Raw genomic sequence first — 15,798 nt, forward strand, 5'->3', positions numbered from 1 at the left:
GTCCCTTGCTTGCCGGGGAGCAGCCGATATCGCCGAAGCGAGCGACCGGCGCCGTTCACCGGCACGATCACGGTGGTGTCCGAGTACATGGAGTGGCTCAGGCACTGCCTGCAGAGCCGCAAGCTGATCCTCGACGACGCCAAGGCTCCCTTGCATACCGTGGACGATAGGTCTCCAAGGCCAAACAGGCTCAAGCAAGATCCAACGCTACGCAGGAAATCCGTCAATGCAGAATGGGGTGTTATACCCACGGCAATCGTGGCCTAAGCCCCCCCATACGTCGCATCGACAGCAAGTCGGCTCCTCACACCACTAGCCAAAATTCCTGGGTACTTGGCGCACCCCCGGGATTGGAGTATTTCCTCCAGCACTAGAGCTTCCAGCTGCTGCTAGCTTCCAGCCAGTAGCTCATGCCCAACGGCAGGAAAGTCTCCATCGCAACATCCAGGATCAACGGCCGTCGCCAACCTTGACCTGGCAAGAAGCAAAAATCCTTCAGGTCGAGGGTTCCAGCTTGATCTCGTCCAGCCAACCAGATGCATCTGCGTTTGATCTCGCGATCCAGTGCTCGCCTCGCGGCATCTTCATCTAGACCGCTTTGTATGAACTCCGACGCAGAATTTCGCATGCTCGCCCACAGTACGTAGCGCTTTCGCCCTAAGCTGAGTGCGTGCCATTCAGGCGATCCAACTGACTGAAGCCTGTCTCCAAGCTGTGGTTCCAGCCGATGTTTCCGCAGAAGGTTTGCCAAATACGCTCGAGCTTCAGTGGATGCGATTGAAACACCCAGACTCCTCCTCACATCGGGCGCGCACTCGGCCGACCACTGGGTCAGTGATCTGGTCAATGCCGCTTCGAGGTTTAAGTCACTGCTAGACCACGGAGACCTGTAGGACCACGCTAGGGGTTCATACAGAGATCTTGCAGCAAGCCGAGAACGTTCGATTGGCACCCGATGAAGCACGCGCAGTGTCGCAAGCGTGTCAAGCGCCTGCGAGGCCAATCCTTCAGCAGCTATTGGTGAACTCGCGGTTCTCGAGCGTTCTAGCGCGCACCACGCGCACGCAAGAAAGGGGCCTATTGAACGAACGAAATTGTCCAGTTCAGGCCAAGGCGGGATGAGGGTCGGTTGGCTAACGACATAGGCCACAGAGCCCTCAAATCGCGATACCAACCGTCAGGATATCAACCTGCCCACCGCCTGTCTATCTGACTTTCCGATACGCAGCGTCATCAACTCCATCTGGTTCTCCGATATCTGCAATTACGATATCCTTGCTGTGGTGCTAATGGACTGCAACGCTCCAAAGCACAAGGCAACGCGTTCAGGCAGGTTGGGAGAGCCGATATGATGCGCACCAGTTTGAGCCACCCGCTACTGATTGCAGGACTCCCCGTCGGGGCCTGCGGAGGGGGCATTGGCGTGACATTTGCGCCCGGCAAGTACCAGGAAGTATCCATGACTGGAGCGTGGGCGAGAGACCTAGAAGCGGACATCTTGGCGATTCGCCACTGGGGTGCTAAGCATCTGATCTCCCTGCTTGAACCTTGGGAGTTCAAAGACCTTCGAATCGAGAGCTTACCGGAGGTAGCGGCGGCGAAGGGCATCTCATGGTATGGATTGCCAATCACTGATGGAGCAGCACCAGATGACAGGCTTCTCCAAGATTGGCTACAACTAAGTACAGAGTTCGTCGCCGACATGCGAAGTGGACAAAAGGTCGTGGTCCACTGCAAGGGCGGACTCGGACGCGCTGGAACGGTGGCTGCCATGCTTTTGCTACAGTCTGGAGAGGCTAAGAAGGCGTCGGATGCCATCCACATGGTGCGACACGCCAGGCCCGGCGCAGTTGAGACCAGAGCTCAAGAGGAATTCATAGAGCTCTGGGCGCGCAGCCTTCATCCGGGCGAAGCTTGACGCTTGCCTGCCGGGGGGCAGGGGAGCAGGGGAGCAGCCAACTTGACGTTGCGCCGAATGGTTCTAGCGGCGACAGAGCACTTGCAGAATGATAATGCAGTGCATCCACGAACCACATTGTGATCAGGTAAGAGACGCGCCAAAGTCGACAACATGACCTGCGTGCAGCCACTCTGGGGCACTGCTGCTAAGAGAGGCTCGGGCCACGGGCCTGAACTCTCGAGCTTCTTGTGCATGTCTTCCACGCCAGGAAGATTTCTGGCCTCCTGCAATCCAACCAATCTCAGGAGCCAACAGCCGTTCAAGTTTGCTGTGACTTGCGACGTGAAACGCCAAGTCGCACGAACTAACGCCTCACTTTAAGGGGCATGGAGATAGCTGGCTGCGATGGAGTGCAGATCAGAGTTTGGCCAATCGAATCGATCGATGGACCATCCACATAACGCCTTCACAGCCCTGGAACGGAGGACCCGGTCCTAAGACCCGATCCCCGTAGGCCTGTCGAATCTCGCTCAAGACTCCTGCTGAGCTCGATTGCGTTGACCCAGTTCTTTTGCCTTCCTGTTCTGACACTGAGAAGCACCGGAAAGCCAACGTATCTCGATCACGGCTATTCAATCAGAGGGTTCGCCCAAAGAAGCTCTTCAGGCGATCCGAGATCTGATCAACATACTCCGGCACCCAGTACGTTTGGATATGCGAGGCACCGTCGATGAGGACAAGCTCTTTGTCCTTGGTGCCGGTGGCCTTTTGAATCGCCTCCTCGGACATGTAGAGGCTGTCGGCCCGGCTGCCTGCAATCATGAGAAGCGGCTGATCAAGAAGCTCCAATTGATCAGTTGCATCCCACGTCATCAGGTCCATCATGCTGCTAAGCGTGTAGCGAGCCTCAGAGTTTGGGTGCGCATGGGTCTTGGTGCAATACACGATCCCCTCCCGGTACATTTCAAACGGCAACCTGGCAACCTGCTCGTCGGTCAGTGCAACGGCATTCGCATATGGGACTTCCTCACCTGCAGCCTCAGTCGCTCGCGCCTGGGCAGCCTCCTGCAGTCTCTTTCCAATGGTAGGAATCTGCGAGTCCATAAATCCATTCCGGCGAACGCGGCCGGAATTGAACATGCTGATCGTGGCAACGGCTTTGAAGCGCTTGTCCGACTCGGCAGCTTTCAGCGAGTAGCCACCGCCACCACAGATACCCAGCAATCCCAAGCGTGATGCGTCCACGCCGGCATAATTGGAGATGAAGTCTGCCATGCCATGGATGTCCTCAACGCGATTCTTCGGCTTGTCGACATAGCGCGGAGAGCCGGAAGAACCGCCTTGGTATGCGGCATCGGCCGTGATGGCAATGTACCCTTGCTCAGCAAGACGCTGCGCGTAGAGCCCAGCCACTTGTTCCTTTACACCTCCATTTGGATGCGCGACAACGATTGTCGGATACTTGCGGTCGCGCCCATAACCTACGGGAGTGTACACATTTGCCGCAATTTCCAGGCCATTAAGCACGTACCTGACCGGATACATGTTCACTTTTCCAGGTGCATTATCCGTGATGGCTCCTTCATAGGCCAGGGTAAAGGGATTCTTGCGGTAGTCGGCTTCGTCTACGCTCATGGTCGTTGCACCAAGTACCGCGGCAAGCGCGGCGCTCTTCAATTTAATGCTGGGCATGTTACTTATCCTGGATTGATTTACGTTGAAAATTGGTAAGCGAGGACATTTCAGGACCCATCGCTCTACACGTGTCTGTTATTGGCAGGCTCGACGGTGGATCCACGTTAGGGCGAGCAGGACAACAAGCGACGCCGAGCTCCCCACGGCCGCTGCGCCCATGATTATCGCCATGGCCGCGGGGGTCCCATCGGAGAACCACCCCACCAAGGCGGCGCTGAATATTCCACTCCCGTAGTGAAGCGCCCCTAAGAGCGAGGACGTCGCTCCGGCGCGCTGAGGGTGATCTGCCAGGGCGCAGGCGACGGAGTTGGCCACGATCAGGCCATTCATCGATACGTATACGAGTACTGGAATCACCAAGCCGGCCAGCCCCCCAATCCCGGTCACACCGGTAATTACGATTGCCCCGCCTGATGCGAGAAGTATGGTTACGCCCACGCGGAAAATCTGATCACTGTGAAAACGTGGCAGCAACCGGGCATTAGCCATGTTCGCGGCCATCATCCCTACAATATTGATGCCGAACAGCCAGCCATAGGCCTGGGCAGACACGCCGTAGAAATCAATATACGCAAACGGCGTCCCGACGATAAAGGCATACACGCCGCTATAAAAGAATGCTCCAGACATCGCATACGCGACTAGTTTTGGGTCTTGGATGAGGATCCAATAGTCCTTCAGGGCGTGCACCAATGGCGCGCGTGCTCGCCGGTGGGGAGGTAGGCTTTCCGGAAGCCAGAACAGCGAAGCACCCGTGACCAGCCCAATTCCCGCAAGTAGCCAAAAAATTTCGTGCCAGGAGCCAAGCGCCAGCACCTGACCGCCGACCAATGGTCCGGCGAGCGGCGCAATGCCCATGATCAAGATTAGGGTGGACAGCTTCTTGGCAGCCTGCTCGCGGCCATAGAGGTCGCGAACCATCGCCCTTGATAGAACCGGCCCCACGCAGGCTCCCAACGCCTGAAGTACGCGCCACGCCGTCAACTGCTCAACAGTAGTAGACATGGCACATCCCGCGGAGCCCACTACGAACAGACCCAAACCAACAGCAGTAGGGCGGCGACGGCCCACTCGGTCACTCAAAGGGCCATATCAGTTGGCCTAGGCTGAATCCAATCAAAAAGCCGGAGAACGTCAGTTCGATCGAAGCTGCGGTAGTGTGCAGCGCATCCACCAGACTCGGGAGCGCGGGAAGGTAAATATCTGTTGAGATTGATGCAAACGACATCAATGCACTAAGGATCAGGAGGACCCTCAGCTCCTGCTCAACGGCCGTTGTGCTGCGGCCCGCTTCCGGCCCATCGCCGAGGCATGTGCGTTCACGCTGGCAGGAATCTTCGTGCGACATCGAATATGGATCGTCCGTAGAAGGGGGAGCCGACGTTATGCGGCTTAGATGATCCTAAGAGGCTGTCGTCACGGGATTAAGCCCGCAGGCAAGGACTCACTACTGAGCCATCCTGATAAATAGGCGCCGTCACTGAATCGCCCCCGGTTGCACGAGGGGGGCGGCGCGGTGATTCATCGGTCTGACTCAGCAGCCTATTCGCAATGACGGCATGTAATGGGTGCGGCCGAATGGATACGCTCGGAGCGTGGTGTCGCGCGCCTTGAGCGCCTGATACGTCAATCGCCCTAAATGGATGGCCAACAATGCACAACTCCAGCGACAACCCATCAGAGACTGCGACAGAAACAACCCAGGCCGGACGCCGGCAGACCCTAAAAATGGTAGGGGCCGGCCTCCTCGCCGCGCCCGCAGCCGCCGTGCTGGCTCAAGCAACGCCTAGGAACCATAACGGCTTGGGAAGCGGCGCACACACTTCGCAGGCTACTGCCGGCACAAGCCGTAAGCGGATTGCGCAAATGACCGCCTTCCGGGGGGGGCGTGAACGTCATCGAGATGCCGATCGAGCGTCCCCGTCCAGACGGGGCCATCATCAAGATTGAGGCAAGCGGCATTTGCCGTAGCGACTGGCACTTCTGGAACCAGGACATGACATGGCTCGGCCTCAATCTGCGACTGCCCGCGAACACCGGACATGAAATCGGTGGCGTTGTGGTTGAGGTAGGGAACCAGGTGCGCAGTGTAAAGGTCGGCGACCGTGTGACCGCTCCCTTTCATGAATCCGACGGCACCTGCCCGCACTGCCGCGCAGGTCTCCAGAACCTGTGCGACAACGGGGTTGTAGCAGGGGTTATGCGCGATGGTGGCTGGGCAGAATACGTTACGGTGACCTCTGCTGATCTCAACTGCATCAAGCTTCCTGACGAGGTATCCACGGTTTCTGCTGCGGCCTTGGGATGTCGATACATGACGGCGCATCGCGCTGTTCAGGCGCAGGGCAGGGCGCGACCGGGCGAGTGGGTGGCAGTTCATGGCTGTGGTGGTGTTGGACTGTCTGCAGTGCAGATCGCCAGTGCGAGTGACGCGTTGGTGGTCGCCGTAGATGTCGATGACCGCAAGCTTCAAAAGGCAAAGGAAGAGGGAGCCCAGTTCACAATCAATGCTACTGGTCTGACGCCGCTTCAGGTCGGTGAGGCCGTGAAACAGGCAACGCAGGGTGGGACGCATATCTCCATTGACGCGCTGGGCCGCGCCTTCACCTTCCATCAGTCCTTCCATTCGCTGCGTAAGCGCGGCAGGCACGTCCGAGGGTCGGCAGGGATTCGTGAGAAAAACAGCCTAGTTGCGCTCAACTAGCTGATTCGATTGGATTCTTGCGCACTTCGATCCCAGTAAATCGCATCTCTAGTGCGAACGCCCTCAAGCTTTGGCCTGTTCTTGCAGCCACTGCTGGGCCAAGCCCACGAGGTCCGGATAAATCAGTTCCTCGTACTCCAGATCTGCGGCGCCACAGATGTCGGGAAGCTCTGCGGAGAATCTTGTATAGGCGTTGAATATTGCCGTTTGCCCAGGAATCTTCGACCTGCCTGACTCGGCCACCAGCCACGAGCGAACGATTCGGCACAGCGTTTGCGGCTGGCCGCCATGGGCCTTCAGATCCTGGCCCGCGATATCCGAAAGACATTTCTGACTCGTGTACTTTGTCTGTTCGAGGATAAGCACCGAGCGTGAGGCATAGGCGCGACCAGCGATCTTCTTGCAACCAATTACCATCCCAAGCTCAAACGGCATATTGAATCGGGGTAGGTTGTTTGTGTCGTCAAGCGCCACCGCCGACAAGTCATGAATGCTGTAGGTCGACTCTTTGATAAGACGCACAATCTTATCCATCCTGACATCCCCGCCATCAGCCGCCTCTAGCGCGGAGCGCGGTTGGAAGCCACATGCCAGGATAGTGAAGACCATGCAATCAAACAGGGCGCGATAGTCTGTCGTGAAAGGGCAATTGATGAAGACGTAGTCAGGGTTGATTGCTGCCTTAGTCCTTGCCATGGTCGGCTACTTCTTCTTGGCCACTTTCCGGACCGCAGCGCTACGCTCTGACTTCGACAGCGTGCTGCCGATGATGGCGAAGGACTTGACCGGAAACGCACTTGCCGAACGCTGGGTCAGCACGCTGCCGGCTAAGCTTTTCGCACTCTTGGAGCTGCCTTTGCTGGTCAGCGTCTTGGATGCCAGTGATGCTGCGCGTTCGGAAGACTTGTTCTTGGTGCGCGATTGAGACAGCGCACTGCCGGCAAGAGACTTGGTGGTCTTCGACGCAGCACTGTTTCGCAGGGTCTTGGACGCCTTGCTGGCCACTTTCGCCCCGGTTCTCTCATTCTTCGGCATACGTCACCTGTAATCGCTTCAATGTTGTCAGAGTCTATTTGAGCGTTGGTTCGATCATAATCTCGGTAAACTCAAGCGGTGCCACCTCTCGCTCAAGGTCCAGGGTGTAGTCGCCAAACCGGTTGATATGACTGGTCCGGTAAGGGGACAGGCCCCCTAACACTTCCGGATTCAATTCTACGCCTTCGGCCTGGAGGACTGCCAAGGTGCGGGTCGGCGGGTGATGCGGTCAGCTGGTACTGGGTGCCGTCCATGTCCAGGCGGTGCGCCCGGTAAGGTGCCAACGTCATGGCTTCCATCCGGGCTCGGGCCTTGGCAACGCCGCGTCCCTTGGGCGTGAACGGGGTCAGCAGCAGACGCAGTACGAGGGTGATCTGCGGCGGTGGTTCGGCCGCCGGACCAGGCAACGCCACGGTAGTGCCTGGGGGGCTTTGCAGGCCAGCCTCCATTTTGTGCCGTGCAAACGGGTCACGACCCTGGATGTAACGCATGGCAGAGTGGACATCACGCCATCCCACGTATTCCATCAAGGCCTTCACATCCCAGCCATTGTCGTTGGCCCATCCGGCAAACCCACGTCGCAACGAATGGCTGCTGTAGCCCGCCACCGCCTCCAGTCCGGCGCAGGTGAACAGATCGCGTAGCAGCGGGATCAGACTGTTGGGGTGCAGCGCTTTCTCGCCGAGATGTCCCCATTGGTCGACGCCATGAAACACGGGACCGGAGGTGATGGCGCAGGCCTGCAGCCATTGCGAAGTGGCAGTGACCGGGCACAAGCGCGATAGGGCGGGGACCTTGTAGGTGTTGCCCTGGGATTGCCGATCGCCCTTGCTGCGGGGCAGGAAACAGATCATGCCTTCGTTGGGCACGATGGTCAGGTGCTCGATCCGCAGGCGGATCAGCTCATCGCCGCGAAATCCCCGCCAGAAGCCCAGCAGCACCAGAGCCCGGTCACGCATGGCCCTCAAGGCGCCAGCCTGGTCGCTGCGGCCCTGACTGGCCAGAATGGACGCATCCAGCCAGTCGGCTACCTGGGTCAGTTGGCTCAACTGCAGGGGCGTAGCCTGCTTCTCCACACGTGGGTGCAGGGTCTGAATCCCCTTGAGGACCTTGCGTACCAGGGGGGCACGCGTCGGATCCACGAAGCCGTGTTCGCCGTGCCAATGCGCCAGCGCCGCCAGACGCTGCTTGAGGGTGTTGATGGCCAGCAAGGGCGCCTGCTCAGCCAGGTAGCGGGCGACGCTGTCGGGTGTGGCGGGCAGGTGGCCGCCCCATTCGATCTCGAAATGACGCAGCGCCGAGAGGACTGTTGATCACCCCCACCATGCGCGTTTGCCGATGGTTGAACTGCAGCAGGTAAGCCGGAGGCGCGTCGGTCTGCATCGGTACCTCCCACATGCCTTTCTCGCTCGCCGCATCCGCCGCCGCCTTGAAGCGGCCGCCATCTAGCAGTTCCACCGGCGCGCAATCCGTCGGGCAGAGCGCGGCCAGACCCGGTGAGCGGAGAGAGCTGTCGTCCAAGGCCACGGCCTGCAGCAGGTTGAAGGCGCGCTCGTGCACGGCGTCCTGGGAGAACATGCGCTTCATGTCGGTGCGGCCAACCGGTGTGCAAACATGCACGATGATGTACGCCACCGCTTCGACTGCCTTTTTCTGAAACTCCTTTGTAGTTGCATAGGACGACAGCGTCCCGCGGGCAAAGCCCAGTCTCAGGACTAGATCACCGCATTCGTCCTCGTCCAGGGACACAGATAGCGAGCGTGAATGTTGGGAGTCATCCACCTTGACCAGCAGGCGATCATTGCTTGGGGCCAGACGATCAGCAAAGGCCGTGGCAGCAAATCCTTCCAGGGCTGCGAAAATCGCCATCACCAATGCATGCGATTCGTACGTGGTGACACCTTCAGCGATCACTTCGCACCCGACGATGCGTGTGCGCAGCGTCTGGGCGAGGCCTGCCTCCCACTCGATGCGACCTGCGTCGGCTTTCCAATCCATCGCCTGGATCGCGGCCAAGTCGGTCCCATCGGTCATGTCCTTCAAGGCTTGTTGCGGGTGACCAAGCAACGCCAAGGTGACCTGCTCGGCCAAGTCCAGTTGACGTTCGGCCAGGATAGGCGGTGCGATTGAGATAGCGCGCGCGTGCTCAGGTGTGGCTTGTGCGATTGCCCAGGCCAAGCGAGCTTCGATGGCTTGCCGTTCGTCGAAGTAAGCCGTCTTGGCGTGGTCGGACAAGTCCAGTGCACTGGCCATGACATCGGCGTACGCCAAGGCTTCCAGCAGCAGCGGCAAGCGACCGGCCGCCAACTCCACCCAGGCTAACCGCAATGCGAAGTTGAGCGAGTCGAAAGAGATCTCCGCATCCTCGATCACGCTGCGCAACGAACGGCTCAGGCCCAGCAGCAAGTGCGCGCGGGCTGCCCAGAACAAACCCACCTCGCAATACGCTTGGGAGGCGATCCAGGCTCCTTCTAGGTAAAGCTCACGGGAGTGCTGTCGCTGCAGCAGCCCAATAGCACGCCCCAGCAAGCGCAAGGCCTCCTCCGGCGCCTTCTTCTCTACCTTGTGTGTTGCGCGGTCCAATAGCTGGCGCGCTTGAGCGTGCGCGCCGAGGCGCTGGCCCACCAACTCGCCAGCACGATCGGCGATGGCATCGATCCCCTCAACCGTGAACGGGAGTTGGGCAAACACGGAAATCGTCTCGCACAGCGACTCCACCGGGTAATCGGGCAGCCTCTCGACTTCACGCAGCAACGTATTGAACCCCTTGACGATCTCGGCTTGCCGTTGCGGATCGTGCGGATCGGCTAGGAAGCCCAAGCGCAGAAGATGGGTGTGTGCCATGGCCGCATCGGTAGGATGCGAGCGGCGCTTGGCCAGCGGTTCTAACCGCTGGCTCAGCCGCTGACGTCGTGCTTGCAGATCGGCAGCACCGGCAGGCAGGCGAAAGCCCATTGCAGATCTTCGATGGGCGTGACCTCAGCATCGGGTCGGATCTGCCATCGATCCGCTGGCCAGGGAACTTGGATCAAGGCCAAGTCTCGCAGCGCGTCCAGCACCAGCAAGGTAGAGCGGCGTGTGGGCGCCACCGGTATGCGTCGTAGCTGCGCGGCCAACAGTGCGGCCAGGAAAAGGGTGCCACGAAGGCCCAACTCCTCGATGCTGGCGCCCCCAGATGGCGTCATTGACGAGGTTCCGGGCATTCGGTTTCCGGGGATGAGGGAGCGGCGTGGCTCCTGGCGGTGACGGCGCTACCGGTGTCGCCGGTTGCCTCAAAGCTAAGAATATCTTAGTATGCAAGCCAGGGTACATCCGCCATCCTTATGGGGTCTCCATGGGGTGCGCGCGTGACTTTGTCCGTCGACTCAACACCGACCTTCGCTCGACGCCTCAAACAAGCCCGCCTGCACACGGGTTTGTCGCAGAAGGAGTTGGGCATCCGGGCCGGTCTGGATCCTCACGTAGCCAGCCCCCGAATCAACCAGTACGAGCGTGGCAAGCACGAGCCCAAGCTGGAGACTGCTGAGCGGTTGGCCCAAGCGTTGGGGATCCCCGCCGCCTTCCTTTACACCGACGATGATCTGCTGGCCAAGTTGCTCCTGCGCTGGGGCTCGCTAAGCAAGCAGCAGAAGCGCGAGTTGGTGACGCTGATCGAGGCCACGCCCGAGAAGTAAACCGAACAAGCGCTCGCCCTATGGGCAACTCTTCGCCTCAATCCGCCCTTCGGGTGCTCTTGGAGGGAACTGCAATAGCCGTGGCTAGTGCGACTGACAAGTCGCGGCATCTCAGTCCTGCTTGAGATTTTGTTCACGACCGATACACGCGCGCCTTGTCTAAAGTGGTTTACCATGTCGCCCGTGTCAGCCTCCTCACTACTACTGCGACTGCTTCTGATCGCCATGCTCGTGCTCAACGGCGCGTGGTCGGCGTTTGCGTCCGTCAGTATGAGCCCGGTCATGGAAGAGCAAGCCAGCGAAGTGGCTGCCGCGGTGCAAGTGGTCGAAGACTGCATCGCCCATCACAGTGCTGAGCATCATCCCGATGCCACATCGATTGAAAAGGCTGGCACTGGGCATGGCGACCATGCCGGTCCCGACTGTTGCAAGTCTTCTGCGTGCCGGTGCGCCTGCGTACACGCCTGCGCGAGCGCACTTCCTGCGCGCCTGCATGTTTCGGTGCAACTGGCCTTGGGCCTGGATGTCATGCCGCTGCCCCTCGGGCATGCGGCACCTGCCTTGCCTCATCTGATCCGACCACCGATCGGCTAAGCGTCCCTAGGCGCCGCGATGGCGCTGCTGGTGTGGCATGCCTGTTTAGGCCAGCCGCCCGCTCTGTACCACCGCCCGCCGGTGGCAACACGACGCTTGGAGCATTCTCATGTCGCATGATGATTTTCGTGGTCCACTCGGTGGACCGCTGCTGCCTTCGCGGCGGCGATTTGTCCAAGGCTTGGCCTTGGGAGGCGCAGTCGCAGGATTAGGTTTCTGGCCCAAAGCCAGTTGGGCGCTCAAGGGGCCGGGGCAACATAACGTACTGTCGGGCACCGAGTTCGACCTGACCATTGGCGAGACGCCGATGAACTTCACCGGCAAGACCCGCACCGCGATCACGGTCAACGGGTCCGTTCCGGCGCCGTTGCTGCGGTGGCGGGAAGGCACCACGGTCAACTTGCGTGTCTCTAATGCATTGCCCGCTAACTCCATCCATGGCGCGGACACCTCCATCCATTGGCACGGCATCATTTTGCCGGCCAACATGGACGGCGTGCCGGGCCTGAGCTTTGACGGTATCGGACGTGGTGAGACCTACCACTACAGGTTCACCCTGCATCAGGGCGGCACCTACTGGTACCACAGCCACTCAGGGTTCCAGGAACAAGCCGGGCTCTATGGCCCGATCGTCATCGACCCATTGGAGCCGGAGCCCTTCAGCTTCGATCGCGACTACGTCGTGATGCTGAGCGATTGGACAGACCTGGACCCGACGGCCCTGTTCGATCGTTTGAAGAAGATGCCGGGCCATGACAATTACTACAAGCGCACGGTCGGCGATTTTGCGCGCGATGTGAAGCGCAACGGCCTGTCGGCAACGTTGGAAGATCGCAAGATGTGGGGCGTGATGCGGATGACGCCCACAGACCTGTCCGACGTCAACGCCAACACCTACACCTACCTGATGAACGGCACGACCTCACTGGGCAACTGGACCGGTTTGTTCCGCAGTGGCGAGAAGGTGCGCCTGCGTTTCATCAATGGCTCTGCCATGACGTACTTCGATGTGCGTATTCCGGGGCTGAAGATGACCGTGGTGGCGGCAGATGGCTTGTATGTCCATCCGGTTTCCGTCGACGAGTTCCGCATCGCGGTCGCAGAAACCTTCGATGTGATCGTGGAGCCCTCCGGGCAGGACGCATTCACCATCTTTGCCCAAGACTCCGGTCGCACCGGCTACGTCAGCGGCACGCTCGCCGTGCGCGAAGGATTACGCGCGCCCGTTCCGTCTGTGGATCCCCGGCCGCTGCTGACGATGGCAGACATGGGCATGGATCATGGATCGATGGATATGGCTGGCGGCAGCAAGGGCATGGAAGGCGGCTGTGGTGCGGCCATGGGCATGCCTGGCATGACCCCACCTGCCAGCGGTAACGCGACCTCGGCCCATGCAGGCCATGCGATGCCCGCCGCCGGCGATGGTGCCATGGCAGGCATGCAGCACGGGGGCATGCAATCACACCCGGCCAGCGAGACCAACAATCCCCTGTTGGACAACCAGGCCATGAGCGTGAGTTCGCGCTTGGATGATCCGGGTAATGGCCTGCGCGATAACGGCCGTCATGTACTGACGTATTCCATGCTCAAGAGCACCTTTGAAGACCCTGACGGACGCGACCCCGGTCGCGAGATCGAGCTGCATCTGACCGGACACATGGAGAAATTTTCCTGGGGCTTCAACGGTCAGAAGTTTTCCGATGTCGAGCCGCTGCGGCTGAACTACGGCGAGCGTATGCGCATCGTATTGGTTAACGACACGATGATGACCCATCCCATCCATTTGCACGGGATGTGGAGTGACGTGGAGGACGACAACGGCAACTTCATGGTGCGCAAGCACACGGTGGATATGCCGCCGGGTAGCCGACGGACGTATCGCGTGCGAGCCGATGCGTTGGGCAGCTGGGCGTTCCATTGCCACCTGCTTTATCACATGGAAGCCGGAATGATGCGCACGGTGAGGGTCGACGAATGAACATCAATAGACGCGATACCACCCTGACTGCGCTGACGCTGGCTATCTCGCTGGCCCTGGCCAATGCGGCCAGCGCCCAATCCATGCAGCACGGCTCCATGCCGATGGAGCAGGGCGCGCAGACTCAGGATCACTCTGCACATCAGGCGCCTACATCAAAACCTGCGCCAGCCCAAACGCCTGCAACACCGGCCAAGACGAGCGAAGCGACGATCGATCATGCGGCGATGGGCCACGCCGCGCCGCCGGCTAAAGCAGCCGAGCCTGCCATGCAGGGCATGGACCATTCGCAGATGGGGCACGGCTCGCCCGCGAGCACACCTGCGGCGCCCACAGCACGGGCGCAGTCGATGCAGGGCATGGATCACAGTCAGATGGCACGGCCCGCTGCAGCCGACACCTCTGGTACGGCCACGCCTGCGATGCAGGGGATGGACCATTCCAAGATGGGGCACGGCGCGCCTCCGAGCACACCCGCAACGCCCAAAGCGCAGACACAGTCGATGCAGGGCATGGATCACAGTCAGATGGCACAGCCCGCGGCGGCCGACACCTCCGGCACGGCCACGCCTGCGATGCAGGGGATGGACCATTCGCAGATGGACCATGATTCGCCCGCGCCCGTTACACCAGAAGCGGGAATGCAATCAATGGAGGGCATGGACCACAGTCAGATGGGACACGGGCCTGCAGCGCCAACGCAGCCGCGCACCCCGATTCCCGCGGTGACGGACGCGGATCGCAAGGCGGCCATCGCGCCGGAACACGCGCATCCGGTGCATGACAACTCGATCAAAAGCTATGTGCTGCTCAATCGCCTGGAAACCTGGGATGCCGATCCGGGCACCGGGCTGGGCTGGGAGGCCCAGGGCTGGATCGGTACGGACCTCAATCGCGTCTGGCTCCGCAGTGAAGGCGAACGCACGGATGGTCAGACCGAGTCGGCTGATCTGGAAGTGCTCTACGGCCGCAGTATCTCCACATGGTGGGATGTGGTGGCCGGTGTGCGTCATGACTTCAAGCCTGGGGCATCGCAGAACTTCGCCGCTATCGGTGTACAGGGCTTGGCGCCGATGAAGTTCGAAGTGTCCGCCACAGCCTATCTCGGCGAAGGGGGCCAGACGGCCGCCAATGTCGAGGCCGAGTACGAATTGCTGCTAACCAACCGGCTGATCTTGCAGCCGCTGGTGGAAGTCACCGCCTATGGCAAGAACGATCCATTGCGCGGGATAGGTTCGGGTCTGAGTACCGCTGAGGCGGGGCTACGACTTCGTTATGAGTTCACCCGAAAGTTCGCTCCCTACATCGGCGTGGTGTACGAGCGCGCGTTTGGCAATACCGCAGACATGCGACGCGAGCATGGCGAGTCCTTTGAAGACACGCGCTTGGTCATCGGCCTTCGTACCTGGTTCTAAGGGGAACTGACAATGAAATCCAACAAGAAGATGTGGGTATGGCTCGGTGCCGGCTTGGGATTGGTTGCGGTGGTCGCAACCGCCACGGTCTCTCTGGGCGTGTACAACGTGGCCGCCGACGATCCGCATAGTCGCCCGGTGTATGCGCTACTTGAAACGGCGCGCGAGCGTTCCATTGAGGTGCGCGCCGCCAAGCTTCAGCTACCCACGAACCTTGATGATCCTGAGCGTATCCGCCAGGGTGCGGGCAACTACAACGCCATGTGCGTGACCTGCCATCTTTCACCAGACGCGGCGGCCACCGAGATGAGCAAGGGCCTGTATACCCCGCGCCACCGAACCTAAGCAAACAGCCGGTCGCTCCAGCTGAGGCGTTCTGGGTGATCAAGCACGGCATCAAGGCCAGCGGCATGCCCGCTTGGGGCGGCAGCATGGACGATGAGTTCATATGGAACATGTCGGCCTTCCTGCAGAAGTTGCCCACGCTGGACGCGACTGCGTACAAGGAACTTGTCGACAGCAGCGAGGGCCATTCGCATGGCGGCGGCGAGACGCAAGGCCACCATGACGACGAAAAGGCCGAGGATCACCCTGCCTTATTCGAGCCGGGCAACAACTCCATGCCGCATGCGCACCAGCCGGGCGTGGACGACGATCACCACGGCCCGACACCCAGCGACACGGAAGTCGGGTTGGTGAGCCACGGCCATCCCGACGGCAAGGTGGAGTCGCACCCTGCACCACACACGCCCGTGGCCGATGACGGCCATGCGCACACCCATTGATCTCCTTGGAGCCCACGC

The 15,798-nt window shown here is 60.2% G+C and carries 15 protein-coding genes and 2 pseudogenes; 8 read left to right on the forward strand and 9 right to left on the reverse strand.

Annotated elements, in window-relative coordinates; genetic code table 11:
* The first annotated feature begins 1,459 nt into the window (after positions 1-1,459).
* Positions 1,460-1,918 (forward strand): cyclin-dependent kinase inhibitor 3 family protein, encoded by a 459-nt coding sequence (locus V3B30_RS01660; RefSeq protein ID WP_239496572.1) that lies wholly within the window; start codon positions 1,460-1,462, stop codon positions 1,916-1,918.
* A gap of 618 nt (positions 1,919-2,536) precedes the next feature.
* Here V3B30_RS01660 and V3B30_RS01665 read toward each other — a convergent pair.
* The 3 genes from V3B30_RS01665 to V3B30_RS01675 all read right to left on the reverse strand — a co-directional run bounded on the left by V3B30_RS01665 (position 2,537) and on the right by V3B30_RS01675 (position 4,943).
* On the reverse strand, positions 2,537-3,592 hold the full coding sequence (locus tag V3B30_RS01665; protein ID WP_107379597.1) for an alpha/beta hydrolase: 1,056 nt from the start codon (positions 3,590-3,592) through the stop codon (positions 2,537-2,539).
* Between the two features lie 78 nt (positions 3,593-3,670).
* Entirely contained in the window at positions 3,671-4,666 is a 996-nt protein-coding gene (locus V3B30_RS01670) for a multidrug effflux MFS transporter (RefSeq protein ID WP_199849297.1), read from the reverse strand.
* Between the two features lie 4 nt (positions 4,667-4,670).
* Complete coding sequence (locus V3B30_RS01675; protein ID WP_199849296.1) at positions 4,671-4,943, reverse strand: hypothetical protein; 273 nt, start codon at positions 4,941-4,943, stop codon at positions 4,671-4,673.
* Positions 4,944-5,483: 540 nt separating this feature from the next.
* Between V3B30_RS01675 and V3B30_RS01680 the strand changes: the two genes are divergently transcribed.
* A complete protein-coding gene (locus V3B30_RS01680; RefSeq protein WP_107379596.1) occupies positions 5,484-6,299 on the forward strand; it encodes an alcohol dehydrogenase catalytic domain-containing protein in 816 nt (271 codons plus the stop codon).
* Positions 6,300-6,362: 63 nt separating this feature from the next.
* Here V3B30_RS01680 and V3B30_RS01685 read toward each other — a convergent pair whose 3' ends face one another.
* The 6 genes and pseudogenes from V3B30_RS01685 to V3B30_RS01710 all read right to left on the reverse strand — a co-directional run bounded on the left by V3B30_RS01685 (position 6,363) and on the right by V3B30_RS01710 (position 10,537).
* Positions 6,363-6,995, reverse strand: a complete 633-nt coding sequence (locus V3B30_RS01685) for a hypothetical protein (protein WP_107379595.1) — start codon at positions 6,993-6,995, stop codon at positions 6,363-6,365.
* Between the two features lie 6 nt (positions 6,996-7,001).
* Positions 7,002-7,334 carry a hypothetical protein gene (locus V3B30_RS01690; protein ID WP_199849295.1) on the reverse strand — a complete coding sequence of 111 codons (333 nt, stop codon included), beginning with the start codon at positions 7,332-7,334 and terminating at the stop codon, positions 7,002-7,004.
* A gap of 34 nt (positions 7,335-7,368) precedes the next feature.
* Positions 7,369-7,545 (reverse strand): annotated as a pseudogene (locus V3B30_RS01695) (Tn3 family transposase); the annotation flags it as partial.
* Positions 7,490-8,293 (reverse strand): annotated as a pseudogene (locus V3B30_RS01700) (site-specific integrase); the annotation flags it as partial. The pseudogenes V3B30_RS01700 and V3B30_RS01695, both read right to left, overlap by 56 nt.
* A 262-nt stretch (positions 8,294-8,555) precedes the next feature.
* The gene (locus tag V3B30_RS01705; RefSeq protein ID WP_159054960.1) at positions 8,556-10,289 is read right to left on the reverse strand and encodes a hypothetical protein; all 1,734 of its coding nucleotides are present in this window, start codon (positions 10,287-10,289) and stop codon (positions 8,556-8,558) included.
* Positions 10,232-10,537, reverse strand: coding sequence for a hypothetical protein (locus V3B30_RS01710; protein WP_239496571.1), 306 nt, complete (start codon positions 10,535-10,537; stop codon positions 10,232-10,234). The genes V3B30_RS01705 and V3B30_RS01710 overlap by 58 nt, the downstream gene beginning before the upstream one ends.
* A 120-nt stretch (positions 10,538-10,657) precedes the next feature.
* On the opposite strand from V3B30_RS01710, the gene V3B30_RS01715 reads away from it, so the two are divergent.
* From V3B30_RS01715 to V3B30_RS01740, 6 genes are all read left to right on the forward strand, one after another.
* On the forward strand, positions 10,658-11,008 hold the full coding sequence (locus tag V3B30_RS01715; RefSeq protein ID WP_107379593.1) for a helix-turn-helix transcriptional regulator: 351 nt from the start codon (positions 10,658-10,660) through the stop codon (positions 11,006-11,008).
* Between the two features lie 174 nt (positions 11,009-11,182).
* Positions 11,183-11,602: a transcriptional regulator CopL gene (copL, locus tag V3B30_RS01720; RefSeq protein WP_107380821.1), complete on the forward strand. Its 420-nt coding sequence runs from the start codon at positions 11,183-11,185 to the stop codon at positions 11,600-11,602.
* Between the two features lie 109 nt (positions 11,603-11,711).
* Positions 11,712-13,580: a copper resistance system multicopper oxidase gene (locus V3B30_RS01725; RefSeq protein ID WP_107379592.1), complete on the forward strand. Its 1,869-nt coding sequence runs from the start codon at positions 11,712-11,714 to the stop codon at positions 13,578-13,580.
* Positions 13,577-14,995 (forward strand): copper resistance protein B, encoded by a 1,419-nt coding sequence (locus V3B30_RS01730; protein WP_107379591.1) that lies wholly within the window; start codon positions 13,577-13,579, stop codon positions 14,993-14,995. Before V3B30_RS01725 ends, V3B30_RS01730 begins: the two co-directional genes overlap by 4 nt.
* A gap of 12 nt (positions 14,996-15,007) precedes the next feature.
* Positions 15,008-15,340 (forward strand): hypothetical protein, encoded by a 333-nt coding sequence (locus tag V3B30_RS01735; protein WP_234368023.1) that lies wholly within the window; start codon positions 15,008-15,010, stop codon positions 15,338-15,340.
* A complete protein-coding gene (locus V3B30_RS01740) occupies positions 15,259-15,780 on the forward strand; it encodes a cytochrome c (protein ID WP_234368022.1) in 522 nt (173 codons plus the stop codon). The genes V3B30_RS01735 and V3B30_RS01740 overlap by 82 nt, the downstream gene beginning before the upstream one ends.
* Positions 15,781-15,798: the final 18 nt, after the last annotated feature.

Source organism: Stenotrophomonas sp. SMYL41, assembly GCF_036319965.1.
Taxonomy (GTDB): Bacteria; Pseudomonadota; Gammaproteobacteria; order Xanthomonadales; family Xanthomonadaceae; genus Stenotrophomonas; species Stenotrophomonas maltophilia_R.